This is a genomic window from Solirubrobacter phytolaccae (assembly GCF_027587195.1).
Classification (GTDB): Bacteria; Actinomycetota; Thermoleophilia; order Solirubrobacterales; family Solirubrobacteraceae; genus Solirubrobacter; species Solirubrobacter phytolaccae.
The window spans coordinates 45,465-70,348 of record NZ_JAPDDP010000001.1 but is presented as its reverse complement, the minus strand read 5'-3'; the positions used below and the strand labels follow the sequence as shown (position 1 = coordinate 70,348).

Annotated in this window: 17 protein-coding genes; 3 read left to right on the top strand and 14 right to left on the bottom strand. The window is 72.5% G+C overall.

Going from position 1 to position 24,884, the window contains the following annotated elements; all coding sequences use genetic code 11:
- Positions 1-36: 36 nt before the first annotated feature.
- Positions 37-852 (bottom strand): SDR family oxidoreductase, encoded by an 816-nt coding sequence (locus OJ997_RS00265; protein ID WP_270022966.1) that lies wholly within the window; start codon positions 850-852, stop codon positions 37-39.
- Between the two features lie 72 nt (positions 853-924).
- On the opposite strand from OJ997_RS00265, the gene OJ997_RS00260 reads away from it, so the two are divergent.
- Positions 925-1,596 carry a TetR/AcrR family transcriptional regulator gene (locus tag OJ997_RS00260; protein WP_270022965.1) on the top strand — a complete coding sequence of 224 codons (672 nt, stop codon included), beginning with the start codon at positions 925-927 and terminating at the stop codon, positions 1,594-1,596.
- On the opposite strand, the gene OJ997_RS00255 is transcribed toward OJ997_RS00260, so the two are convergent.
- Positions 1,589-2,374, bottom strand: coding sequence for a serine/threonine-protein kinase (locus OJ997_RS00255; protein ID WP_270023104.1), 786 nt, complete (start codon positions 2,372-2,374; stop codon positions 1,589-1,591). The two genes, OJ997_RS00260 and OJ997_RS00255, sit on opposite strands and share 8 nt — an antisense overlap.
- A 23-nt stretch (positions 2,375-2,397) precedes the next feature.
- A complete protein-coding gene (locus OJ997_RS00250) occupies positions 2,398-5,988 on the bottom strand; it encodes a serine/threonine-protein kinase (RefSeq protein WP_270022964.1) in 3,591 nt (1,196 codons plus the stop codon).
- Positions 5,989-6,009: 21 nt separating this feature from the next.
- Between OJ997_RS00250 and OJ997_RS00245 the strand changes: the two genes are divergently transcribed.
- Positions 6,010-7,713: a peroxidase family protein gene (locus tag OJ997_RS00245; protein ID WP_270022963.1), complete on the top strand. Its 1,704-nt coding sequence runs from the start codon at positions 6,010-6,012 to the stop codon at positions 7,711-7,713.
- On the opposite strand, the gene OJ997_RS00240 is transcribed toward OJ997_RS00245, so the two are convergent.
- Positions 7,682-8,425 carry an MBL fold metallo-hydrolase gene (locus OJ997_RS00240; protein WP_270022962.1) on the bottom strand — a complete coding sequence of 248 codons (744 nt, stop codon included), beginning with the start codon at positions 8,423-8,425 and terminating at the stop codon, positions 7,682-7,684. The genes OJ997_RS00245 and OJ997_RS00240 overlap by 32 nt on opposite strands.
- A gap of 33 nt (positions 8,426-8,458) precedes the next feature.
- Between OJ997_RS00240 and OJ997_RS00235 the strand changes: the two genes are divergently transcribed.
- Positions 8,459-9,103 carry a hypothetical protein gene (locus tag OJ997_RS00235; protein WP_270022961.1) on the top strand — a complete coding sequence of 215 codons (645 nt, stop codon included), beginning with the start codon at positions 8,459-8,461 and terminating at the stop codon, positions 9,101-9,103.
- A gap of 3 nt (positions 9,104-9,106) precedes the next feature.
- On the opposite strand, the gene OJ997_RS00230 is transcribed toward OJ997_RS00235, so the two are convergent.
- The 10 genes from OJ997_RS00230 to OJ997_RS00185 all read right to left on the bottom strand — a co-directional run bounded on the left by OJ997_RS00230 (position 9,107) and on the right by OJ997_RS00185 (position 24,828).
- A complete protein-coding gene (locus OJ997_RS00230; RefSeq protein WP_270022960.1) occupies positions 9,107-10,297 on the bottom strand; it encodes a hypothetical protein in 1,191 nt (396 codons plus the stop codon).
- Complete coding sequence (locus OJ997_RS00225) at positions 10,294-11,427, bottom strand: hypothetical protein (RefSeq protein WP_270022959.1); 1,134 nt, start codon at positions 11,425-11,427, stop codon at positions 10,294-10,296. Before OJ997_RS00225 ends, OJ997_RS00230 begins: the two co-directional genes overlap by 4 nt.
- Positions 11,428-11,567: 140 nt before the next feature.
- On the bottom strand, positions 11,568-11,888 hold the full coding sequence (locus OJ997_RS00220; RefSeq protein WP_270022958.1) for a hypothetical protein: 321 nt from the start codon (positions 11,886-11,888) through the stop codon (positions 11,568-11,570).
- Positions 11,889-11,949: 61 nt separating this feature from the next.
- Positions 11,950-13,182, bottom strand: a complete 1,233-nt coding sequence (locus OJ997_RS00215; RefSeq protein WP_270022957.1) for a nitric oxide synthase oxygenase — start codon at positions 13,180-13,182, stop codon at positions 11,950-11,952.
- Positions 13,183-13,281: 99 nt separating this feature from the next.
- Complete coding sequence (locus tag OJ997_RS00210; RefSeq protein ID WP_270022956.1) at positions 13,282-15,303, bottom strand: alkaline phosphatase family protein; 2,022 nt, start codon at positions 15,301-15,303, stop codon at positions 13,282-13,284.
- A 94-nt stretch (positions 15,304-15,397) separates the two neighbouring features.
- Entirely contained in the window at positions 15,398-17,536 is a 2,139-nt protein-coding gene (locus OJ997_RS00205; RefSeq protein ID WP_270022955.1) for a hypothetical protein, read from the bottom strand.
- 164 nt (positions 17,537-17,700) lie between these two features.
- Positions 17,701-20,577: an ELWxxDGT repeat protein gene (locus OJ997_RS00200; protein ID WP_270022954.1), complete on the bottom strand. Its 2,877-nt coding sequence runs from the start codon at positions 20,575-20,577 to the stop codon at positions 17,701-17,703.
- 67 nt (positions 20,578-20,644) lie between these two features.
- The gene (locus tag OJ997_RS00195; protein ID WP_270022953.1) at positions 20,645-21,505 is read right to left on the bottom strand and encodes a DMT family transporter; all 861 of its coding nucleotides are present in this window, start codon (positions 21,503-21,505) and stop codon (positions 20,645-20,647) included.
- Between the two features lie 53 nt (positions 21,506-21,558).
- Entirely contained in the window at positions 21,559-23,799 is a 2,241-nt protein-coding gene (locus OJ997_RS00190; RefSeq protein ID WP_270022952.1) for an MMPL family transporter, read from the bottom strand.
- Positions 23,800-23,850: 51 nt separating this feature from the next.
- Positions 23,851-24,828, bottom strand: coding sequence for a pyridoxal-phosphate dependent enzyme (locus tag OJ997_RS00185; protein ID WP_270022951.1), 978 nt, complete (start codon positions 24,826-24,828; stop codon positions 23,851-23,853).
- Between the last annotated feature and the right edge of the window lie 56 nt (positions 24,829-24,884).

Sequence of the window (24,884 nt, the reverse complement as noted above, 5' to 3'; positions counted from 1 at the left end):
ATCGCGAAGCCGAGCGCCGGGTGCCCGCGGTGGGGATTACCCCGCTTCGGGGGGTGAGACCGGCGGGCGGCCCAGCAGGCGCTCCAGGGTCGGGTCGACCGCGGCGAACTCGCCTGCGCGGGCCGCCTGGAAGAAGCCGAGCGACATCTCGACCTGCCACTCAGGCACGCCGCGCTCCCGCATCCCCGCCGCAAAGTCGTCGTCGCTGACGACGACACGCTTGATGGATTGGCCGTGGCGCTCGGCAAGGCCTTCGAGGTCGAGCGCCTCCCGGGCCGCGAGCGGCGGCGTCGCGCCCTCGAAGCCGCCGTCCGTGAGGATGTGCGCCGCGGCCTGAGCGAGGTCGGCGTGCGTCGTCCACGACACCGGGCCGTCCTCGGGCGCGATCAGCTCCCCCGTCGCGAGCGCGTGGCCGAGCATCATCACGCCGCTGGACGCGTAGAAGCCGTTGCGCAGCGACGTGAACGGCACGCCGGACTCGGCCAGCAGCGCCTCCGACGCGGCGTGACTGGGCATCGGGGGGAACGGCGAGGTCGCGCTCACGCCCATGTGGCTCGTGTAGAGGATCCGTCGCGCGCCGGCCTCGACCGCGGCCGTGATCGCGGCGCGGTGCCGGCGCAGCGCCTCCTCCCCCGTGGCCGCCGCGGAGACGATCAGGACCTGCGTCGCGCCCTCGAAGGCGTCGCGCAGCGTGTCGGGCTCGGTGAAGTCGCCGCGGCGCACGCGGACGCCGCGCGCCGCGAGGTCCTGCGCCTCCGCCGGATCGCGGACGCTCACGGCCAGTCCCTCGGCGGGTAGGCGGTCGACGATGGCTCGGCCCAGCTTCCCGTTCGCTCCGGTGATGACGATCATTGCGGCACTCCTCGTTATCGGCGCTACCAGTACATCGTTAGCGTTGATAGTAGCGGCGCTAACATCACCTTCGTGGAGGACACGCGAGAACGGATCGTGAGCGCCGCCGCCGAGCTGCTCGCCGCCGGCGGGCGCGAAGCGGTGACGACGCGCGCGGTCGGCACCGCCGCCGGCGTGCAGGCGCCGACGATCTATCGCCTGTTCGGCGACAAGCGCGGGCTGCTCGACGCCGTCGCCGAGTGGGGCTTCGCGACGTACCTGAGCGGCAAGGACTTCTGGGTCGCCAACCGCGACCCGGTCGAGAACCTCCGCGCCGGAATGGACCTGCACGTCGAGTTCGGGCTCACGCACCCCGACCTGTACGCGCTGATGTACGGCGAGCCGCGCCCGACGCCGTCACCCGCCGCCACGCACGCGCGCTCGATACTCGCCGGCCACATCCGTGCGATCGCCGCGGCCGGCCGACTGCGGGTGAGCGAGGCGCACGCCGTGCACGTCATCCACGCCACGGGCTGCGGCAGCGTCTTCGCCCTGCTCGAGCAGCCGGCCGATCAGCGCGACCGGGCGGCGGCCGCGATCGCCCGCGACGCCGCGCTCGCCGCGATCACGACCGACGCGCCGGCCACAGAAGCTCCTGGCCCGGCCGCCGCGGCCAACGCGCTCCGCGCCGCCCTCCCGGACGCGCCGGAGCTCAGCGACGCCGAGCGCGCCCTGCTCGGCGAGTGGCTGGACCGGCTCAGCTGAGCGAGGCCGCGACCGTCGCCGCGTACTCGACGGTCGTCGGCGGCCGGTCCGCCGGGTCCTTCGCCAGGCCGGAGAGCACCGCCCACGCCATCGGCGCCGGCACGGACGCCGGCAGCGGCGGCGGGTCCTCCTGGATGTGCGCCCACAGGACGCCCATGCCGGTCTTCGCCGCGAACGGCGCCGCGCCGCTGAGCGCCGTGTAGATCACGCACGCGAGCCCGTAGACGTCGGTCTGCGGCCCGACCTCCTCGGCGCGGATCTGCTCCGGCGCCATGTAGTCGAGCGACCCGACCGCCTGGCCCGGCCGCGTCAGCGCGCTCGCCTGCGAGTCCTTCGCGAGCCCGAAGTCGATCACGTGGGCGACGTCGGCTTCGTCGAGCAGGATGTTCCCGGGCTTGACGTCGCGGTGGACGAGCCCGACGGCGTGGATGGCGTGCAGCGCGCCGCCGGCCTCGGTCGTCAGCCGAGCGGCCTCGGTGGGCGTGAGCGGCCCGGTCGCGTCGAGGCGATCCTGAAGGGAGCCGCCGCGCACGAACGCCTGCGCGAGGTAGGGCGAGCCCTCGTGCACGCCGACGTCGAGCACGGGCACGACGTTCGGGTGATCGATCCGCTGCGCCATCCGCGCCTCGCGCTCGAAGCGCTTGCGGGTGAGCTCGTCGCGCGCGAGATCGGCCTTGAGCAGCTTGAGCGCGACCACCTCGGCGTGCGGGCCGAGCGCGAGGTAGACGGTGCCCATGCCGCCGTGGGCGATCGTGCCGCGGACCTCGTACGGCCCGATGCGGGTGCCCGGCGCGTGCTCGATCAGCGGGTCGATGTCGGTGACTCTAAGGCATCGAGAAGTGGCTTCAGGCGTGCGAGCAGCATCTCGATGCCCGCGGCCTCCGCCTCGCGGTACGCCGTGGTCACGAGCTCCCGCGCGCGGACGCCGTCCTCCGGGGTCCCGCGGGCGAGCAGCCGTTGCGCGTACTCGACGCGGATGAACGGGATCAGCGGCAGCACGCCGCGGTCCGCGTTGAGCGCCAGGCACGCCTCGAAGTGCTCCGACGCCGCATCGACGTCGCCGAACGTCGCGGCCAGCAGGCCGAGGAAGCGCTCGGCGCTGCCGAAGCACGCGGCCTGCGTGACCTGCACCATCCGGTCGCGATACGGGAGGAGGAGCGCGTGCAGCTCCTTCGCCCGCTCGACGTCGCCGATGTGCGAGCACGCCTCCCCCAGCACGCACGTCGCTGTGAACCAGAACATGTCGCGCGGAACCGCCGCGAAGCCGTCCTCGGCCAGCTCCTCGAACACGGCGACGGCCTCGTCGCGCTCGCCGTTGAGCAGGTGCGCGAGCGGCAGCACCGCGCGCCACGCCACCAGCGCGGGATGGCGCTCGACGTACGTCTCCACCGTCGAGACGTACTCGGCCAGCCGGTCCTCACGCCGGCGCAGCGTGAGCAGCTGCGCGGCGTAGATCGTGTCCGCGTCGCGGGCCTGGGCGCGCTGGCCCAGCTCGTGCGCCTCGCGCGCGAGCCGCTCGGCCTCGGTCACGCGCCCGCTCATCTGCGCCCACACGACCTCCCAGCCGCCCGCGAAGTGGCGGTAGAGCGGCTGACGCAGCGCGACGGCGAGCTTCGTGAGCGCTTCGTGCTCGGCCAGCGCCGCGGCGGTCGAACCCGCCTCGAGCAGGTCGTAGATCCGCCAGTGGCGACCGAGCGCCTCCAGCTCGCGCACGCCGATCCGCTCGGCCAGCGCGAGGATCTCCTCGTCCAGCCGCAGCCGCTCGTCCAGATACTGCACGTGCAGGAGCGCCGCGTGGCGGCTCTGGAGCGCGGCGACCTGCGCCTCGGGGTCCTCGATCCGGCGCGCCATCTCCAGCGCGGCGAGGCTGAGGGCGAACGTCCGCTCCGGCGCGTCGGCGAAGTGCAGCGAGTCCGCCAGCCGCGCCCGCACGCGGACGCCCAGCGGCGAGTCGCCCTCCCCCAGCGCTTCCAGCGCCTCCTCGAGCAGCGCGATCCCGTCGCGGTCGACGATCCCCGCCTCGGCGTGCCGCCCCGCGAAGCCGAGCGCGGCGCGCGCGAGCGCCTCCGGCCCGACCGAGCGCCGGGCGAGCATCGCGGCCCGCGCGAACGTGTCCCGCGCCGACGGGTGCCCGGAGCGCTCCTCCGCGCTGCCGAGCGCGAGCAGCAGCTCGCAGCGGCGGTCGGCCGGCAGGTCGCCCTCCAGCGCGCGCCGGTAGTGGCCCGCGGCCTGCTCCCACGAGAGCATCGCCGCCGCCTGCTCGGCCGCCGCGACCGCGTAGTCGATCGCGCGCCCTTCGCGGTCCAGGTGGCGGCTCTCCAGGTAGTGATGGGCGAGCTCGGCGGGCGGCGCCGGGAAGCGCGGCGCGAGCAGCTCGAGCGCCTGCGCGATCGCGTAGTGCGCGCGCACCCGGCGCGAGGCGCTCTGCTCCTCGTAGAGCGCTTCGCGGATGAGCGCGTGGGCGAACACGAAGCGGTCCACGTCGTCCTCGACCTCGCGGATCAGGCCCGCGCCGATCGCCGCCTCCAGCGCGCTGATGAGCCGCTCCACCGGCTCGTCGATCAACGCCTCGAGCACTTCGAGCCGGAACTCGCGGCCGACCACGGACGCGACGGTGACCACGCGCGCGGTGAGCTCGTCAAGCCGCGCGAGGCGCCGAGCGATCATCGTCTTCACGCCCTCGGGCACGCCGAGGTCCTCGCCGCCGCGCAGCAGCTCCTCGATGAAGAACGGGTTGCCGTCGGTGTCGGCGTGCAGGCGCGCGATCGCGTCGTCGCTGACGGCGCCGCCCTCACGGGCGAGCACGAGCGCGAACGTCTCGGCCTCGTCGAGCCCGGCCAGCGCGATCTGCTCCATCGACGGCGTCCGCCGCAGCCGCGCGAGCAGGTCCAGCAGCTCGTCGGCGACCGTCTCGGAGTCGCGCATCGTCGCCACCACGAGCAGCTTCACCGGGTCCGGGTCCTGGAGCATGTGCGCGAGCAGCAGCGCGGTCGACGCGTCGGCCCACTGGATGTCGTCGAGGATCAGGACCACCGGGTGCTCGCGCGCGACGAACGCCAGCAGCCGCGTGACCGCCGCGAACAGGCGGTAGCGGTCGACCTCGGGCTCGCCGGAGACCGGCGCGCTCGCCGGTGTGTGGCGGCGCAGGGCCGGGATGAAGCGCCCGAGCTCGGCCAGCGCCGGCATCAGCTCGGGCGGGAAGTACAGCGTCTGGCGGTGCGCGACCCGGTGCTGGATCGCCGTGATGAACGGCTGGTACGGGACGAGCGACTCCGCGTCCGAGCGGCCGAACAGCACGGTCGCGCCGCCCGCGTGCGCCTCGCGCGCGATCTCCGACGCCAGCCGCGTCTTGCCGATCCCCGGCTCGCCCGAGAGGAGCACGAACTGGCGCGTGCCCTCGGACGCCCCGGCGTAGCGCGCCCGCAGCCGCGCCATCGGCTCCACGCGGCCGATGAAGCTGCCGCCGCCGACCTCGCTCGTGAGCGCGGGCGGGAGCGGGATCGCGGTCACGTGGTCGCCGCCGTTGACGTCCTCGCTGACGAGCGTGACGTCCCCCGGGAGCGTCGGCCGCGCCGACAACGTGCGCAGCGCCGACGCCAGCTCCCCCGCGCTCTGGAAGCGCTCCGCCGGGTGCTTGGCCATCGCGCGCGAGACGATCTCCGACAGCACCGGCCCGACGTCGTCGGTGAGCACGTCCAGCCGCGGCGGCGGGGCCTGCAGGTGCGCGTACATCTTCGCGGCGTCGGATTCCGCCGGGTACGGGACGCGGCCACTGAGCGCCTGGTAGAGCACGCAGCCGAGCGCGTAGACGTCGGTGCGCGCGTCGACCGTGCCCGCGTCGAACTGCTCCGGCGCGGCGTAGTCGAGCGTGCCGACGAACACGCCCTCGCGCGTGAGCGGCTCGTCGCTGACGTGCTTGGTGAGCCCGAAGTCGCCCAGCAGCGCGGAGCCGTCCGTGTCCAGCAGGATGTTCGCGGGCTTGACGTCCCGGTGCACGAGCCCGGCGGCGTGCGCGGCCTGCAACCCGTCGGCGACATGCTTGACCACGCGCATCGCGTCGTCGATCGGCAGCCGGCCGCGGGCCATCAGCGCGCGCGAGAGGTCGGTGCCCTCGACGAAGCGCATGGTCACGTACAGCAGCCCGTCCTCCTCGCCCGCGTGGTAGATCGGCACCACGCGCGGGTGCTGGATCGAGGCCGCCGTCTCGCACTCGCGCTGGAAGCGGACGCGGAACTCGGGCGAGCCCGACAGCTCACCGCCGATCACCTTCAGCGCGACCTCGCGCTTGAGCGCGAGATGCACCGCGCGGTAGACGACGCCCATGCCTCCACGCCCGGCGACCCCGCGGATGATGTGATCGGCGAAGGTGGCGCCGACGGCAAGCTCAGGCATTCACGTGGAAGGATTGCATCCATGCTCGCCAAGGCACTGATGCCGCTCGCCGAACGGCTGCAACGGAGATTCGGGTGGCAGCGGCTCCCGTACTACCTGGGGCTCGCGACGCTCGTCGGCCTGCGCGAGCGCCTGCGGGAACGCAACCTCTACGACACCGGCGTGCCGGCCGTGACCGACGCGATGCCGCCGGTCGCGCGGGAGGAACGGCTGACCGACGGCACGTTCAACGACCTCGAGACGCCCGGGATGGGCAGCATCACCGCGCCGTTCGGCCGCAACGGCCCGTCGCTCCCGGACCCCGATCCGCTCGGCGCGCCGCACCCGCGCGAGATCAGCGACGCGCTGATGGTCCGGCGCGACTTCCTCCCCGCGAGCCATCTCAACGTGCTTGCCGCCGCGTGGCTGCAGTTCGAGGTCCACGACTGGCTCAGCCACGCGAAGGAGCCGTCGATCGGCGACTGGATGCTCGAGGAGGACATGCCGCTCGCGAAGGCGATCCCGATGCCGGGCAGCGATCCAGCGAGCTTCCTCTCCCGCGAGACGCACTGGTGGGACGCGTCGCAGCTGTACGGGTCGCGCGAGCCGTACATCAGCGACATCGAGACGGGCGACGGCGAGATCCTCGTCGACGACGCGCTGCTGATCCAGATGGAGGAGGAGGCCAAGACCTTCAACGCGCCCGAAGCCAGCCTGTGGGTCGGCCTGGCCGTGCTGCAGGTGCTGTTCGCGCGCGAGCACAACGCGATCGTGCGGCGGCTGCGCGAGGTCTACCCGCACTGGCGCGCGGACCGGCTGTACGCGAAGGCGCGGCTGATCAACAGCGCGCTGATGGCGAAGATCCACACCGTCGAGTGGACGCCCGCGATCATCGGCCACCCCACGACCGAGCGCGCGATCAAGGCGACGTGGTGGGGGCTGCTGGGCGAGAACGTCCGCCGTCGCCACGGCCGGATCGGGGCCAACGAGGTCCTGTCCGGCATCCCCGGCTCGCGCACGAACCATCACGGCGTGCCGTACACGCTCACGGAGGAGTTCGTGACCGTCTACCGGCTGCATCCGTTGATGCCCGACGACTACGCGTTCGGGTCGCTCTCGTTCGACCTGCGGGCGTTGGCGATCCAGCCCGGCCGGATCAGCCAGCCGCGCGACCGGATCAACGAGGTCGGCGGCGTCGCGAGCGCCCTGCACGCGCTCGGCACCCAGCCGCCCGGCCAGATCGAGCTGTTCAACTACCCCGAGACGATGCGCCGGTGGGAGCGGATCGGCGACCTGCCGCCGGTCGACCTGGCGGCCGCCGACATCCTCCGCGCGCGGGAGACCGGCGTGCCCCGCTACACCGCGTTCCGGCAGCTGCTGCGGATGCCGGTTCCGAAGACGTTCGAGGAGCTCGCGGGCGGGAACGTGAAGACGGCGGCGGCGATCCGCGAGGTCTATGGGGGTGATTTGGACGCCGTCGATGCCGTCGTCGGCCTCTACGCCGAGCCCAAGCCGCGCGGCTTCGCGTTCAGCGAGACGGCGTTCCGGATCTTCCTGCTGATGGCCTCACGGCGACTGCAGAGCGACCGGTTCTTCACCGACGGCTACACGCCCGAGACCTACACGCCGGTCGGGCTGCGCTGGATCGAGGAGACGAGTATGGGCGACGTGCTCCGCCGCCACTACCCGCAGCTCAAGCCCGCCGAGAACGCGTTCAAGACCTGGCCGGCCAGTACGGCCCCTTGAGCAGCGACTCGAGCTTCTGCGTCGTGTTCTCGGTGACGGGCTGCCCGTGGCCGGTGAGCACGATCTCGGGCTCGAGCGACACGATCTTCTGCAGCGACCGCTGGTAGCGCGCCTCGTCGAGGTTGAACCCGGGCCAGCCGGCGTCCAGCTTCGGCCAGGTCGCGACCGCGTCACCGACCGCGAGCACGCCCCGCTCGCGCCAGAGGAACGAGACGCTGCCGGGCGTGTGGCCCTGCGTCTGGATCACCTCGAGCGGCCCGATCCGCTGCCCGTCCACGTCCTGCAGCAGCGCGTCCGGCGGGCAGCCGCGGTGCGCGTCGTAGTTGATCAGCGCGCCGATCCGCATCGGGTAGATCGTCAGCGGCCGCAGCGGGCGGAACGGCATCGGCTGCGCCATCCGGGCCCCGGCGACGATGTCCGCCTCCCACTGGTGCACGTGGATCGTCAGCTTCGGGTTCAGCCGCTTGAGCGCCGCCACCGCACCGAGATGCGACCGGTGCGCGTGCGTGAGCGCGAGGTCCGTGATGTCCGCGGGCGTGCGCCCGAGCTTCCACAGGTACTCGAGGATCCGGTGGCCGTCGTGCTCGTACCCGGCGTCGACCAGCACGAGCCCGCCGCTCTCGTCGTCGATCAGGTAGCACTGCGCGTAGCCGCCGAGCTTCCAACCCTTCTTGGTCGGCCCGATCCGATGGACGCCCCTCGTGATCTCCACGACGCGCGAGCCTACCGCGTCTACGCTCCCTGAATGGGCGACGGAACCGTCTGGATCTCCGAGGACACGGAGTGGGATGAGCACGAGGACACGTTCCTCACCGGCGCCTTCTCGGGCTACCACGACACCGGCAGGATGGCCGAGGAGTTCGAGGGCCTGACGGTCGAAGCGGCGGTCGAGTGGGGCCGCGCCCGCGCCGACCGCGTCTACGTCCAGCACGACGGTGAGCACTACTCCGCGGGCACCGAGCACCCGCCCGAGTTCCCGCTCTGGCCGCCCCCGAACCTGCCGGACTTCGTGTGGCGGCGCGAGCCCGCCGACGCCTGGAAGGACCGCACCGACGCGGACCCACCGATCGCGTGGGCGGTCACCGCGTGGGTCTCGCCCGACGACGACCGCATCCCCGAGCCGAGCGACGACGAGCCGCTGCGGGCCGTGGCCGAGCGCGCGGGCGCGCGGTTCGACCTCGACCAGCTCACCGAGCTCCGCGCCCAGCTCGCCTCGGCGCGCGACTCGACGTACATCCTGGGCCGGATGGCGTACCGGATGCGACTCGAAGTCCCGGCCTCCACGGCCGCTCAGGCGCAGTCCATCGCGTCCGAGCGGCTCAGCCTCCCAGACGGCTGGGAGCCGCACTTCGAGGTCGCGCCCCAGGACGGGGCGCGACCTTCAGCGTGACAACTAGCGGGTGAGCGTGCCAGTGACGTCGCTGGTCTCGTTGCCGGACGTCGCCGTAATCGTGACCTTCAGCGAGCCCTTGGCCTTGTCGACGGCCTTGGCCGCCTTGCTGACGAGGGCGAGGTCGACCAGCGCCGCGCCCTGCGCGCCGAGGCCGGCGTTCTTGGTGGCGAGCGTGCGGTTGATCTTGAGCTTCTTCGCGTCGTTGCTGCTGATCGTCATCGTCACCTTGGCCGTCGTGTTGGCCTTGCCGGTGATCATCGCGACGCCCTGGTCGAACTTCTTGGCGCTGAGCGACGCCAGCAGCGGGCGGTCGAGCAGGACCGCGCGGGCGGTCTCGGAGTCCTTGAGCTGCGCGCCGACCGCGGTGAGGGCCTGCTCGAGCTGCGGGACGCGCGTGGTGGCGTTGGTCTGGGTCGCCGCCGCGGCCTCGAGCACGCCGACCTGGTTGGTCAGCTGGTCGACCTGGCTCTGCAGCGTGGAGATCTGCGTGTTGAGCGGCGCCGTGGCGTGCTCGACGGCCTCGGCGATCTGCTCGTTGGTGATGGCCGAGGGCGTGTCGGCGACGTAGTAGGTGCCGCCGGCCGTGACGCACGCGGCGGGGAGGTTGGCGTCAGCGATCGTCGTGAGGTCGACACCCACCTTGTCCTTGATCAGCGCGATCCACTTGTCCGCCTCGTCGCCGATGCCGGCCGACGTCTTCTGCCACGGGATGTAGTTGTAGAACGGGTCGTTCTGCCAGGCGAGGCGGTTGTCCTCGGTGTCCCAGGGCGCGCCCATGCAGGTCGCGTGCGCCTGCAGGTCGGTCTGCGCGGGGGCGTACTGCAGCCACGACTTACGGGTCGCGGCGGCCTGCGCGGGGGGCGTCGTGGCCGTGATCGTGCCGCGCCAGCTGCCCGCGAGCTCCTTGTAGTTGATGAGGCCGCGCCCGGCCGGAGCGCCGTTCGTCGCAGTCGGGGTCGCCGGGGCGGTTGCGGCCGGGTTGCCCTCCGTCCACGCCTTCGCGTAGCCGTCGTTGGCGACCGCGTACTGGCGGCGGGTCTCGATGCACGCCATGTCCGGCATCACGCAGGTCGTGCCGGCCTTACGGACCTTCTGGTCGATGAAGTACACGCCCGGGTGGGCAGCGGCAGCGGCGGGCAGTGCGAGGGTGCCGGCGGTGACGGCGAGCGCGACGGAACGGGACAGCTTCATCGGATGACTCCAGTGTTCGAGGTGGACCGCTCGGCGCGCTCGCCGGTCGGGATGTAGACGGCCTGGTAACGACCCGGCCGGGGAGACTTGAGGCGCAACGTGAACTTGCCGTTGCGGACGGTGGCGCGCGCGGACTCCTTGATGGCGTTCGCGCGCAGCCAGAGCACGCGGCCCGGGAGCTTGGGATCGACGGTGCCGGTGACGACGGCCGAGCCGTCGGCGCGGTTGCGGACCTTGATCTTCACCTTCGAGTAGGCGGTGACGGTCAGCTCACCCGAGGCGGTTCCGCCGACGCTCGCCCGCAGCCGCGTGGTCTCGCCGACCACGACGCGGAGCTTGAACGTGCCGTCGGCCGCCGTCTTCGCGGTGCTCTTCGCGGTCGCCTTGCCGTGGCGGGAGAGCGTGACGTCCACGTTCGCCCGCGCCGGAAGGACCTTGCCCGTGACCGTCACCGTCTTGCGACCGGTGACGCGCTTGGGCGCGGAGAGCTGAACCGAGGTGATCGCCGTCTCGGTGCCGGGACCGGGTGCGGTGGGCGTCGGCGTGGCTCCGGGCGGCGGTGTCGCCCCACAGGAGCCGACGACGTAGTCCGCACCGCGTGCCGGGTCCGTCCACGCCTCGCCACCGGGCGCGTGGTCGACCTCCGTGAAGACGCCGCCGTTGGTGACGCCGTCGTAGGTGATGACGAACGCGCCGGTGAGCTTCGTGCCCGCGGCGATGCCGGGAACGTCGATCGTGACCGTCCCGCCCGTTCCGCTCGCGCTCGACTCGACGAGGCCGGTCGTGGCGCCCTCGTTCGCGAACCCACCGACACCCGAATAGGTGCCGTGGTCGAACTCGTGCCGGCCGCCGATCGGGAGCACCGCCCGCACGTAGCGGGTCTGGCCGTTGGCGGTGTACACGAACGCATAACCGGCGGCGGGGACGTCGGCCTCGTCGTGCTCGGCCACGGGGGTGCCGGCGAAGACCTTGATCACGGCCTGCAGGTGCCCAGCGCCTTCGGTCCACCACGCCGACGTGACGTTCGTCGGCGAATGGTGGCCGTCGTTCGCGACGGCGTCGGTGATCTGTGGTGCGTTGTTGCACGGCGCGGGCGGGACCGCCGCGGCCGTGGATGCGGAAAGGGCCACGAACGCCGCGAGCGATGAGACGCCGGCAGCGAGGGCCCCAGAGCGGAACATCTGAACGACGTCCTCCGGAGATCTATGGGTGATGGAGGTGCGCGTCGACGCGTGCAGGGGCACGCGGACGCGACGGTCGGCGAACTACCTCAGGCGGCGAGAGCGGCGGGTGGTCCGCGCAGGGACCACGGCGCCCGCTCGAGGGCGGCGCTGAAGGGCAGTTCGGCGAGGCTCGGCCAGCGGCGCGAGACGCTCCGGCGGCGCGGGCGGGGCTGCGAGCGGTAGATCGCGAGGATGCGTTCCTCGGCGACGTAGCGGCCGCTCGCGAGCAGGCCGACGATGGCCAGGAACGGCGCCGCGTAGAGCGCCATCTCCATGGCGCTCGCGTTGCCCGCGACCACGTTCGCCACCGACAGCGCGGCCACGAAGGCGGCGCCGGCGGAGATGAGAACGCGGCGAGAAGACAACATCGACCGCCAGCAATGTACAGCCGCGCCTCCCGGAAGCGCAACTGAACGGATGTTGAGTGCGCTACACGGAGGCGGTCGCGCCCGTGAACGGGCACACCGCGGTGGCGGGCTCAGGGGCCTCGACCGCGGGCTTCTCGACGCGCACGAAGTTCGGGAGCTTCTCCTCGTTGCGGTACTCCTGGTGGAACACCTTCGTGAGCGAGGCGGAGATCGGCGGGATCATCCAGGACCAGTCCGCGTCGACGACGCGACCGCGCTTCTCCTCGGCCTGCGTCCACTTGTGGAACTTCTCGGTGGCCGTGTAGTGGTCGTCCATCCGCATGCCGGCCTTGTCGTAGGAGTGCAACACGGCGGTGGTCATCTCGATCACGGCACGGTCCTGCCACAGCGAGCGGCGGTCGGCGGTGTCGATCCCGAACGCGGCGGCGATCTGCGGGAGCATGTTGTACCGGTACTCGTCGCTGAAGTCGCGGGCCGACAGCTCCGGCGCGACGTACCAGCCGGTGAACGGCGACGTCGGGTAGGTGATGCCGCCGATCGTCATCCCCATGTTGGCGATGCTCGGGAAGCCGTACCACTTCAGGCCCAGGTCCTTCAGGCCCGGCAGCGTCGGGTGCTCGAGGTCGATCTCCCAGACGATCTCGTCCGGGATCGGGTGCGCGCTGAGCTCGCCCTCGGGCGTCTCGATGATCAGTGGGAGCACGTCGAACGGGGTCTTGTCCTCCGGGTCCCAGCCGCAGCTCTGCGCGAGCTCGGTGACCGCGGTCGCGCCGCCGTCGCCGAGGACGGTGCCGTCGTCGTGCTTGTAGCCCGCGTAGGCGACGATCTGGCCGTTGCGCAGCCGCGCGGCGGGCTTGCCGGGCGCGTCGGGGGCGAAGATCGTGATCGTCGGCTTGATCCGGCCGCCGTTGTGGACGACGCGCTGGTGCTCGAAGCACTCGTCGCGGATGCCCTCGGGCGTCGTGACGTCGCGGCAGTCGCGGACGGTCAGCGAGCGCCAGTACAGCTTGCCGACGCAGCGGGTGTGGTTGTACCAGGCGAGCTTGGCGCCGACGGTCAGCTCGTCCGTCGTGTGCGTGTAGGTGCCGGTGGCCCGGATCTCGGCCGCGACCTCGGCGACCCGCGTGCGGAACGCGTCGTCGTCCATGTCGGTGTAGGCCTTGTACTGCTCGAAGAAGTCACGCACCTCGCGCGGGTCCGGACCGTCGGTGCCGCGCGTCTTGACGACGGGCTCGACGGGGGCCTCGCTGGCGAGGTTGGCCACCCAAGGGCAGCCGTTTGCGGCGGTGTCCATTTGCTCTCCGAGTGGCTTCGTGAAGTTCCGGCGGGCGGCGTGAAGTTCCACACCGCCCCCCGTTACTCGACCATTCCGGATCGGACTTGAGCCCGCGCCCTACGGCCTGGACGTCGCCAGCGTGAACGTCAGCGTCTTGGCGTACGTTCCGGTGCGGAGCGCGTCGCCGGCCTTCACGAGCTGCTTGAAGGTGATGTCCACCCGCTCGTTCGACACCGGCCCCGTCCACTCCGCCTTCGAGATCGCCACGCGCAGCGGCTCCGGGAGCGAGAACGCGCCGTTGGTCAGGTGGCCGGGCTCGGACACCGACAGCGTCGCGTCAGCCGCGCTCGAGACCACCGTCGCGTCCGTGGTGGCCGTGTACTCGCGCTCGACGCCGGGCACGAACGGGTCGAAGGACGCGGGCGCGCCGAGTGCGAGCGAGAGCGTCGCCGGGACCGTTCCGCTCGCGCTGCCGGGCGCCTTGACCTCGGTCCCGCCCGCGGGCTCGGTCTGCGTGTCGTCGGCCCACGCCTTGTCGACGTACCAGGTGCCGCCGACGTTGGAGACCTGGACCGCGGCGTCGTGGTTGCCGGACTTGGTGCGGAAGATCCGCGCGCCGTAGGGCACCTGCGGCTCCTCCCCACCGACCAGCGCCTCGGTCAGCACGCGCCCGTCGCCGGACTTGCCGTCGTCGATCCCGGCGAGCGCGAGCACCGTCGGTGCGATGTCGACGTTGCCGACCGGCACGCCGACCACGTGGCCGGCCTTGACGTCCGGTCCCCATGCCAGCAGCGTGTTGTGCGTCTCCCACGGGCTGAATGAGCCGTGCTCGGACGCGACGCCCGTGACCGGACCTGTCGTGCCGCCGCCCGCGAACGCCGCGCGGCCGGGCACGCCGTAGTTGTTCGGCTTCGAGGACCACGGGAAGGTGACGATGATGTCCGCGCCGCGCACCGGGTTGGACTGGTGGATCAGCTCGAGGCTGAACGTGCCGGCGACCCAGCCGTAGGGCTTGACGGTGCGAATGTCGTGATCCCCGGGCGAGACGGTGTAGACGCCGCCCACGGGCTTCTCCGCGGCCGTGTAGACGGTCGAGGCCCACGGCTGGGACTGCAGGAAGCGCACGATCGCCGCGATCCGGTCCGGGTTGCGGCCCTTGACGTGGATGAGCGCCGGGCCCGTGTTGGAGACGATCGTGTCGTCGGTGCCGGGCGTGCGCAGGCCGGCCTGCTCGAGCGCGGAGGTGACGTTGACGTTGTAGTCGCGCAGCGAGAAGCCGTGGTCGGAGGCGACGAGCACGTTCGTGCGCCGCCCGAGCGCCTGCGCCTTCTCGAGCACGAGCCCGAGCTCCTTGTCGGAGTTGCGGATGCCCGACAGCGCCTGCGGGGAGCCGACGCCGAACGAGTGCTGGCTGCCGTCCGGCTCCGTGATCCAGTTCAGGACGACGTCCGGCGCGCTCGGCGTGAGGATCCCGTCGCGCAGGACGGTCTCCGCGTAGGTCACGAGCTTGTTGTTGGGCGTGCCGCCGTCCCGCGGCGGGGTGCCGAACCGGGCGAGGATGTCCGTGCCGAGTGCCGTCGGGAACGCGAACGGCGTGTTCGCGTCACCCGTGTTGACCATCTGCCCGACGCCGTGCGGGGCCTTCGGGTTCAGCAGCAGCGTCGCGCCCGACGTGCCGGAGCCGAGCGAGAGCAACGTCTTGCCCGCCGCCTGCACGCGCTCCGCGAGCGTCTCCGTGAGGACGATCTTCCCGCCGGTGACCTCGTCGAGCTTGAGCAACTGCGCGGCGTCGCCAGTGCTGAACGAGCCGAGCGGGTTGACCTCGGGCACGAACATCGCGTTGCCGAGGATGCCGCTGTGCTCTGGGTGCGCGCCGGAGCCGATCCCGGTCGCGTTGCCGCGCGTGACCGTCGGGACGATCGAGTGGTTGTTGGTGAACAGCGTCCCCTCCCGACTCAGCCGGTAGAGGTTCGGCGTGTCCGTGGGGTTGATCGAGTCCGGCCGCAGGCCGTCGACCACGAACACGATCGTCAGTGGCTTGGGCGCGGGCGTCTGTGCCCCCGCCGTCGCCACCGGCGCCGCCAAAGCGGCAGCCGTCAGCGCGAGCGCCACCCGGCGCCCGTCGAATCCGCCCAGCATCGGTAAGACCCTCCAGTCTCGGAACCTGTGGGCCGGAAACTACGGGCGGTAGGAGCCGCCCCTGGGAACGAACGGTGAACTCGGCGACGCGTGCTCAGCGGAACACGGGCGGGATGCCGAACGCGATCTCGACGGTGCGCTCGCTCACGGCCTCGTTGCCCAGCTGGTCGGTCGCGATCGTGCGCAGCGTGTAGACGCCGGGCGCCAGGTAGCGCGTCTCGACCGTCCAGTCGCGCGCCTTGTCGCACGACGCCGAGCACGGCTGCGGATCCGGGTCGGTGGAGCCGTCCACGATCGTGCCCCACTCGGCCTCGAGCTCGAAGTCGATCGAGCGCACGCCCGAGCCCGCGTCGTTCGCGTGCGCCGTGAACGTGCGCCAGCCGTCCTCGTCCTCGCCTTCGCCCGTGGCGCCCGGCAGGTGGCCGTCGTCGGGGCTGAGGCTCGGGCCGCTGCGGTCGATGCGCAGGTTCCACGTGCGGGAGAACTCGTTGCCGACGGCGTCCGTGGCCGTGTAGCGGATCGGCACGACGCCCTCGGGCAGGCCGTTCGTGTCCGAGAACACGTAGCCCGCCTGCGGGCAGCGGTTGCGACGGTCACCCGTGCAGCCCGCGTCGTACGTGTACGCGCCGCTCCAGCCCGGGGTGCCCGGCGAGTCCAGCACGAGCTTGCGCAGGCCGAGGCCGCTGTCCGTCCCGCGGGCCTGGAACGCCCGGTAGGACGTCCAGCGCTGGTCGGAGAGGCCGCTGTCCTCCGTCACGGTCGGCGGGCCGACGTCCTCGATCCACACGGTCGCGCTGCCGAGGAAGTTGGTGAACGCGGTGTGCGTGCCGCCGTAGTAGACGGACGTGCCGAAGATCGCCGCGTTGCCGGGCGTGGCCTCCAGCCCCGTGTGGGACTTGGTCGTGTAGTGCAGGGCGCCGTAGGTGCTGAACGGCGACGTGCCGCAGGTGCCGGCGCTCTGACCGACGTCGCACCACGTGCCGTTCTCGTAGCGGCCCAGCGTGTAGCTCCAGACGCCCTGGTAGCTGCGGTCGTCGTTGGAGGGCGCCGCGTAGGTGCCGGTGGTCTGCGGCTCGTGCTTGACGGAGCCGAAGTCGGCGCGGACGATCCGCGACGTGCCGGGCGCGTTGAAGTACCAGTTCGCGTAGTCGCCGGCGTTGAACACCGTGCTGCCGCGGTTGTACGTGTAGAGGCCGTTGCCGAGGTAGGCGGCGCCGTAGAAGTAGCTGAAGCGCTTGCCCGGGTCCGTCCACATCCAGCCCGAGAGGTCCACGGGCACGGCCGCGTTCGCGTACCAGTTGGACGAGTCCTCGAGGATCGTCGGGTCCAGCATCACCGGGTAGCGGACGTCCGCCCCGCGATGGGCGACGTCGACGACGAGCTCGTTGCCCGCGACCGTCAGCGTGCTCGGGACCTTCTGGTCGTCGGCGTCCCAGGCGACCGGCGCGGTGATGTGCGCGAGCTTGGCCCCGTCGGCGGCGACGATCTCGGCGCCGGGCGCGTCGGCAGAGCGCTGCAGGCGCGCGCCCGCGGGCAGCTCGAGCCGCCAGCGGAAGCGCTCCGGGCTCTGCGGCGAGCGCAGCTGCGCACCGAGGTCGACACCCGTCGGGAGCGGCGTGACGATGTGGTCGGTGTCCGGCGCCGTGTCGGTGAAGAAGGCCTTGTCCTGGCGCGTGAGGCCGGCGCTGTCGCTCACACCGACGGGCTGGACCGCGACGTCGATGTCGTCGAGCGTGATGCCCTCGTGGGCACGGTCGCCGACCTCGAGCGCGACGATCGGCGCGAGCGGCGCGAAGCCGTCTCCCCCGGCCCGCAGGCTCAGGTCGACCGGCGCGGGCGTGCCGTCGGCGCCCAGCGTCCGCAGCGGCAGCTGGCTCTCGAGCAGCAGGTCGGCCTCGCCGGGCCGGGCGATCCGGGCCGCGCGGGCACCGAGCCACGCCTCGACGCGCTCGCCGGGCTCCAGGTCCAGCGCCCTGTAGCCGCGCTCGTCGAGCCCCGGGAAGTGGCGCTGGGCGAGCGCGACCGCCTCGCCGCGGGTGAGGTCGGTGTACGCGGTGCGCGACGCGTGGCGGCGCTCACGCGAACCGGGCCGCGCCGAGGCGTGCGTCCGCAGCGCCGGGTCCGTGTGCGGGCTCGGCGGCACCCGCGTGTCCGCGGCGGGCGCACCCTTACCGCCGCCGGGTGGCGAGGCGTGTGCGGGCGCGCCGAACAGCGTCCCCACGGTCAGGGTCATGGCCACCATCGAACGCCACGGGAATCCGCGCATCGCGGGCAATCAACTAGTTGCCGGACCCACGGGCAATCGAACATCCGCCGAACCGCACGCTCCCGAGACCCTGCGAGGTCCCGCTCAAGTGCCCTTCGGCGCGCGCATGCGCTCGGCTTGAGCGACGGTGATCAGCGCACGCGCACCGTCCGCGAAGTCGCCGCGACGAGGGTCCTGGTCGGAAGCGTCCGGACCGACAACGAGCGGTTCCTGCCGCGCACGGCGGCCTTGACGGTCGCCGTGTAGCGGCAGCGCCGGAGCTGGGCGGTGACCGTCTTCACCCGGCGCGAACCGCTGCGCAGGTCGATCCGCACGCGGCCGCTGCAGCCCGTGCCGTCGACCCGTCCGGAGACGGTCCAGCGCACCGAGCCGCGTGGGGCCTTCGCGCGCTTGACCTGCACGGAGACGGTCGCGCGGAGCTGCTTGACCGGCAGGGTGCCGAGCGGCGACGAGGGTGCGTCGGGCACGGGCAGCGGCGTGATGGTGACCGGCGCCGGCTCCTCTGGCCGTGGCGCCGGGCCGGGCGCACGCCGGATCCGCCAGGGCTCGTAGCCGTACTCGAGGCTGTCGGCGGTGAAGAGCAGGAAGTCGTCGGTGGCGACCAGGCCGTACGGGTCAGAGGACTCCGGGCCGGGCCAGAGGTCGCGCGCGAGCTTGGTGCCCGCCGGCGTGCCGTCGGTGCGCCAGAGCTCGCGGCCGGACACCTCATCGCCCGCCGTGAAGAAGACCTGGCCCGCGAACGCGGTGAACTGGTCCGGGAGCGTGTCCCAGTAGGTGCCCTTCAACGAGACGAGCTTGATCGTCCCGGCGGCGGTGCCGTCCGTGCGCCACAGCTCGCTGCCGTCGGCGACCGGGCGGGTGATGAACGCGAACCCACCGGCCTGGTCGACGTACACGTACTGGTTGCCGAACTCGAGCGGCAGCGGCTGCAGGTCACCGCCGCGCAGGTCCGCCGAGTGCCAGCGGCGCCCGAACGCGGCGGTCTCGGCGATGAACACCACGCGGTCGCCGAGGCGCTCGAGGCCGAGCGGGAAGTTCGGGCCGATCGGGGTGACGAGCTGCGCGTTCGCGCCGTCCTCGTCGAGCCGGTACAGCCCCGACTCGTTGTCCTTCGCCTGGCCGGCGGCCAGGTACCCGCCCGGCGCGGGCACGGCGTCGAAGTTCAACCACCGATGGTTGGCGACGGCGGTCTCACCGCCGGTGCGGAAGAAGCCGAACAGCGCGCCGCCGATCAGCAGCGAGCGGCCGTTGCCGGCGACGGCCGTGGCCGGGTAGTCGTACTCGACCCCGAGCGAGCGCGTGCCCGCGGCGCTGCCGTCCGTCCGCCACAGCTCGGCGTCGCAGGGGTAGCAGTTCGGGAGCTGGCCGAAGACGAACGCCGAGCCGACCGGGCCGACGCCCTCGAGCGCGCGGAACGGACCGGCGATCTCACGCGTGCCCGCCGCCGTGCCGTCGCTGCGGTAGAGCCAGTCGTCGCGGCCCTGGAAGTACGTGGTCGCGCCGTCCGAGTAGAGCGTGCGAGGCGCCAGCGGCGCGCCGGTGCGGTCGTGCTCGCGCACGACCGTCGTGCCGGCGGCGGTCCCGTCGGTCACCCACAGCCCCGGGTGCTCGTAGGTCGTGAACAGCACGCGGTCGCCGACGCGCGCCGCGTTGCTCGGGCCCGACCCCTTGGGCAACGTGTTCAGGTCCACGAGCTGGCCCGTGCCCGCCACGGTGCCGTCGGAGCGGTTGAGCTCCACGTCGCCCTGCTCGGTGAACGCGGCGTACAGCAGCCCGTGCGCCGAGCGGACGAACGGATACGTGTACTCGCCCCGGATCACCTCGCCCGGGACGCGCTGCATCCCGGCCGCGTCCGCCAGCCACAGCACGCGCTCACCGTCCGGGTCGGTGCTGTCGTAGGCCCAGAACAGCACGCGCCCCGGGGCGACGGTGGTGATCCGCATCGGCGAGCGCGCCGGGCCGGGCACGCGCGCCACCGACGTGCCGTCGTGGCGCCACAGCCCGTCCGCCCCGGCCCCGCCCGCCCAGAACAGCACGGCGCCGGTCTTGGCAAAGTTCTCGGACCCACTCGCGTGGCTCTCGTTGCCCGCGGGGGCCGGGCCACCGAGCGCGGTCACGCCCTGCTCCGGCGCCCAGCGGTGCACGCCCGCGTCGGTGCCGAAGTAGAGGACGCCGTCGAGCACGCGCATCGGCCCGATCCGGGACGAGGACTCGGCGATCTTCACCGGCGGCCCCGAGCCCGGCGGCACCGCCACGAGCGGATACCGGTGGCCCTCCTGCGTGGTGTACGTGCGGCTCGCGACCAGCGCGTACCCGTCCAGCAGCGCCAGCCCTTCGAAGTCCGCGCCGTTCGGCACGCCGACGGTCCCCTCCCGGGTGCCGTCGGTCTTCAGCAGCGAGCCACCCTGCGTGAAGTACAGCTCGTCACCGGTGGAGCCCGCCAGGCCGAGATACGTCCAGCCGCCGTCCTCGGGCACCACGTCCAGCCGCCGCACGCCGGCCGCGTCCGCGACCCACAGCCGCTGCTCGAGGTTGCCGACGACGAACGCCACGCCGCCCTTGAACGGCAGGAACACCGTCCGGCGCAGCTCGTCTCCGTCGGCCGCCGCGGCCGCGGCCCGCTTGCCCTCCGGCGGCAGCACGAGCAGCTCGCGCGTGCCGGCCGCCGTGCCGTCCGAGCGCCAGATCGAGCTGCCCATGTGCAGGTAGGCGACGCCATCCACGACCTCGTTCGCGTACAGCTTCGCGTACTCGGTCCTGTACGGGAGGTCGGTGACCACCCGCGTGCCGGCGGCCGTGCCGTCGCTGCGCCACAGCCGCGGGCCGTGGACGCCGTCGTCGGCCTCGAACAGCACCGTGCCGTCTCCGAGCGCGGCGGGCGCGGTGGGCAGCGACCCGAAGGTCCGGGAGCCGAGCTTGGCCAGCAGCTCGATGTCGTCTTGCGCGAAGGCGGGCGCGGCCGGGACAACGGCCAGCGCGACCCCGATGAGGAGCGTGGACAGGCGCACGCCGCGGATCTTCCTACAGGCTCACGACGCCTCGCGCCGGTTGCCCCACCCAGTGGGGTTCGCCTGTCTACTCGCCCGGGTTCGCGGTCTCGTCGTCGCCGCGCAGGCCGGCGACCGCGGTGAGCATCAGGACGCCGCCCACGATCGTCCCCACCGTGAGGTGCTCGTCGAAGAACACGACCGCGAGCAGGGCCGCCACGAGCGGCTCGAGCAGGATCAGGATCGTGATGTGGGTCGACGGGAGCGTACGCGCGGAGCGGTAATAGAGCGCGTAGGCCACGCACGAGACGATGATCCCCAGGTGCAGCACGCCGGCCCAGCCCGCCGCGGTGCCGGGCACGCCGGGGCCGCCGTCCGCGAGGGTGAACGGGAGGATCGCCAGGGTGCCGCCGGCGGTGGCGATCGCGGTCAGGTTCAGGGTGCTCATCCCGCGGCTGACCGGGCCGACCGAGAGCGCGTAGGCGGCGTAGGTGATCGCCGACAGCACCGACAGCAAGATGCCGAGGGCGGTGACCGTGTGCGGGCTGTCGAGCATCAGCAGCGCCAGGCCGCTCAGGGCCACGGCGAGCGCGAGCAGCGTGCGCACGTCCGGGCGGTCGCCGAAGATCACGGTCTGGCCGACCGCCGTCAGGATCGGGCCGAGACCGCACGCGATCAGCGTCGGGATCGCGATCCCCGACTCGACGACCGCGGCGAAGTAGGCCAGCTGGGAGAGGCCCGTGACGGCGCCGACGGCGAGCCCGCCGAGCACCAGCGCGCGGGACGGCTTCGCCGCCGCGCGCCCGACGACCAGCGCGATCGCGGCCAGCGGGATCACCGCCGTCAGCAAGCGCCAGAGCGACGTCTGGATCGGGCTGAGCGTGGTGTGCTCGGTGACGAACGCGGCCGCGGGGCCGATCGTGCCCCACAGCAGCGCGGCGAGGCCCATCTCGCGATAGGCCCGCCGGCTGCTGTGGCGGCCGGTGTGTGTCGCTACAGCGGTCAGTCGCGGCTGGAGGTCGTCTCGCGCGAGGCCGAGCCGCCGTTGGCGTGGCCGTTCGTCGAGTCGACGACGTCGTGCTCCTGCGTGAGCTGCTTGTCCAGCGCCTCCACGAGGTGACCCTCGAGGGACACGTTCGGCAGGATCTTGTCGAGCCAGCCGGGCAGCCACCAGGCCTTGTCACCGAGCAGCGTGACCACCGCGGGCGCGATGATCAGGCGCACGAAGAGCACGTCGATCAGGATCGCCAGGCCGAGGCCGAGCCCCATCATCTTCGCGATCACGTCGGGCTGGGTGACGAAGGCGAGGAACACGGCGGCCATGATCAGGCCGGCGAACAGGATGACCTTGCCGATCCGCGACAGGCCGTGGATCACGGACTCCCGCGGCCGGTCGCCCTCGTTGTAGGCCTCGTGCACGCGCGAGAGCAGGAAGACGTTGTAGTCCATGCTCAGGCCGAACAGGATCGCGAACAACATGACCGGGATGAAGGACACGATCGGCACCCCGGAGTCCACCCCGAGCAGGCTCGCCCCGATCCCCTTCTGGAAGACCGCGACGACCACGCCGTAGGCGGCGAGCACGCTGAGCAGGTTGAAGACGGCGCTCACGAGCGGGATCCACAGCGACCGGAAGGCCATGATCAGCAGCAGCACGGACAGGCCGATCACGACCGAGATGAACAGCGGCAGGCGCGAGGCGACCTTGGCCGAGAGGTCCTCGAAGACCGGCACGGCGCCGCCGATGAACACCTTGCCCGCGAGCGGTGTGCCCTGGGTCGCGGCCGGGATCGTCTCCTCGCGCAGGCGCGTGAGCAGCTCGCTCGTCGCCTCGTTCTGCGGCGCCGACGTCGGGATCGCGAAGATCGTCGCCATCTTGCCGTCCTCGGACGGCTGCGCCGGAGCGGCCTGCGCGACGCCGTCGGTGCCGGCGATCGCCTTCTGGACCTTGTCGAGGTCGGCGGTGAAGTTCTGCGCGCCGTCCTGCGTGTCGACGGCGATGATGAACGGGCCGGTGGAGCCCGGGCCGAACGCCTCGCTCAGCCGGTCGTAGGCGACGCGCTGGAGCTTGCCCTCGGGCTGGTTGCCGTCGTCGGGCTGGCCGAGCCGCAGCGACGTGACCGGGAACGCGAAGATCAGCAGCAGCAGGACGCCGACGGCGATCGACAGCCACGGGCGCTTGGTGACGATCTCGCCCCAGCGCTCGAAGAACGTCGAGGCCGCGACGTGCGAGGGCTTCTTCGGCTTCAGCCAGCGGCTGAAGGCGCCGATCATGATCGGCAGCACGGTGAGCGCGGAGACGACGACCGCGCCGACGGCGATCGCGGCGCCGATGCCGAGCTTGCCGATGAACGGGATGCCGATCACGAGCAGGCCCGCGATCGCGAGCATCACGATCAGGCCCGCGGCGACCACCGAGGCACCGGACGTCGCGGCCGACTTGGCGGAGGCGTCACGTGGCGAATCCCCAGCCGCCACCTGCTCTCGATACCGCCCGATGATCAGCAGCGCGTAGTCGATGCCCGCGCCGAGCCCGAGCATCGTCGCGATGATCGCGGCGAAGTCCGGCAGCCCGAGCGGCTTGGCCAGGGCGACGAGCAGGATCTGCCCGAACATCACGCCGATGAGCGCACCGACGAGCGTGGCGACCATCGCCACCCACGACCGGAACAGGACCCACAGCAGGATGATCGCGAGGCCGATGCCGATCAGCTCGCCGACGGGCGCTTCCTGCTCGGAGCCGAAGTCGATCATCACGCCGCGGCCGGACGCCTCGACGCCGTCGCGGTCACCGGTCTCGAGCGCCTCGATCAGCGCCTTGCCCTGCTCGGGCTTGACCTCGGCCTGATCGATCAGGTACCGGACGTCGACGGACGCGAGCTTGCCGTCCGGCGAGATCGTGCCGCCCTCGGCGAACGGGTCGGAGACCTCCTTCTTCTCCGGCAGCGCCTTGACCTTCTCCAGGGTCTCCTGGACGACGGCCTTCTTGTCGGGGTCGGTGATCTTGCCGTCCTCGGTGTGGAAGACGAGCGTCGCCTCCACGCCGGCCAGCGCCGGCTGGTGCGCCTGGAACAGGTCGATCGCCTTCTGGCTCTCCGTGCCCGGAGTCGAGAAGTCGTCGGCCGCCTCACCGCCCGTGCCGGCCGCGATGCCGACCACGACCAGCACGACGAGCGCGCCGACTAAGCCGCGGATCCAGTGATGCGTGAGGGTGCGCGCGATCCGCGCGAGGAGCAGTGACACAGACGCCTCCGAGAGCTACCGGGAGAGTGGGGAGACGCCACAGCCTAACCGTCAAGCGTTGCTGACGGCGGCTCGGTAGCCCTCCGGGTCGGTCGGGCCTTCGGTCGCGACGAGCAGGACGCGGTCGAGCGACACCGCCGCGCGCAGCTCCCCGTCCAGCGCGGAGAGCGCGGCGAACGGCGCCGCGCCGGACTGCCCGATCGTGAGCCCGCGCGCGGCGAGCGCGCGCATCGCGTCCACCACCTGCGCGTCGGACACCGTGACCGTGCCGATGACGCCGGCGCGCAACGTCGGCCACGCCGCCTCGGAGACCTCGGCGCAGTCCAGGCCGGCCATCGCCGTCCCGGGTGTGTCGACGACGGTGGGCACGCCGGCCGCCAGCGAGGCCGTCAGGCAGGCGGCCACGTCGGGCTCGACGGCGATGACGGCCGTGCCGGTCGCCGCGCCGTAGCGCGCCGCGGCCGCGCCCAGCGACCCCACCCCCACCGGCACGAGGAGCGTGTCGAAGCGACCTTCCAGCTCGGCGAACAGCGTCGCGTAGCCGTCGATCACCCAGCGCGCCGGCCCGGCGGACCCGACGTCGGCCAGCTCGAACGCGCCGGGCTGCTCCCCCTCGGCCGCGGCGAGCCGGACGGCGTCCTCGTAGGTGCCGTCGACGACGACCACGTCGGCGCCCTCGGAGGCGATCGCCTCCCGCCGCGCCGCGACCGACCGCGCGGGCAGGAACACGCGTGCGCGGAGGCCACGTCGCGCGGCCACGTGCGCGACCGCCCGCCCGTGGTTGCCGGCGCTCGCCGCCACCAGCCGCTCGATCCCCGGGTCCTCGCGCAGCGCCCGCTCGACCGCCCACGAGACGCCGAGCACCTTGAACGCCGGCAGCCCGAAGCGGTTGGACTCGTCCTTGACGAACACGCCGCCGCCGAGGTCGTGCACCGGCGTCGGCGCGTATCCGGGCAGCGAGCGGTGGAACGCGAGCGCGTCCGCCGACGGCGGCGGCACGTCGCCGGGCGAGTAGGCGGGGTTGAGCATCGCGGGCCACGCTACAGCGAACCCGCAGGTGCGTCGGGAGCTCCAGGCCGGACCGG

Bases quoted from the DNA above. Each gene is read 5' to 3' on its own strand.
- OJ997_RS00265 (WP_270022966.1), bottom strand. From the start codon at position 852: ATGATCGTCATCACCGGAGCGAACGGGAAGCTGGGCCGAGCCATCGTC.
- OJ997_RS00250 (WP_270022964.1), bottom strand. From the start codon at position 5,988: ATGCCTGAGCTTGCCGTCGGCGCCACCTTCGCCGATCACATCATCCGC.
- OJ997_RS00245 (WP_270022963.1), top strand. From the start codon at position 6,010: ATGCTCGCCAAGGCACTGATGCCGCTCGCCGAACGGCTGCAACGGAGA.
- OJ997_RS00235 (WP_270022961.1), top strand. From the start codon at position 8,459: ATGGGCGACGGAACCGTCTGGATCTCCGAGGACACGGAGTGGGATGAG.
- OJ997_RS00230 (WP_270022960.1), bottom strand. From the start codon at position 10,297: ATGAAGCTGTCCCGTTCCGTCGCGCTCGCCGTCACCGCCGGCACCCTC.
- OJ997_RS00220 (WP_270022958.1), bottom strand. From the start codon at position 11,888: ATGTTGTCTTCTCGCCGCGTTCTCATCTCCGCCGGCGCCGCCTTCGTG.
- OJ997_RS00215 (WP_270022957.1), bottom strand. From the start codon at position 13,182: ATGGACACCGCCGCAAACGGCTGCCCTTGGGTGGCCAACCTCGCCAGC.
- OJ997_RS00210 (WP_270022956.1), bottom strand. From the start codon at position 15,303: ATGCTGGGCGGATTCGACGGGCGCCGGGTGGCGCTCGCGCTGACGGCT.
- OJ997_RS00205 (WP_270022955.1), bottom strand. From the start codon at position 17,536: ATGACCCTGACCGTGGGGACGCTGTTCGGCGCGCCCGCACACGCCTCG.
- OJ997_RS00195 (WP_270022953.1), bottom strand. From the start codon at position 21,505: ATGGGCCTCGCCGCGCTGCTGTGGGGCACGATCGGCCCCGCGGCCGCG.
- OJ997_RS00185 (WP_270022951.1), bottom strand. From the start codon at position 24,828: ATGCTCAACCCCGCCTACTCGCCCGGCGACGTGCCGCCGCCGTCGGCG.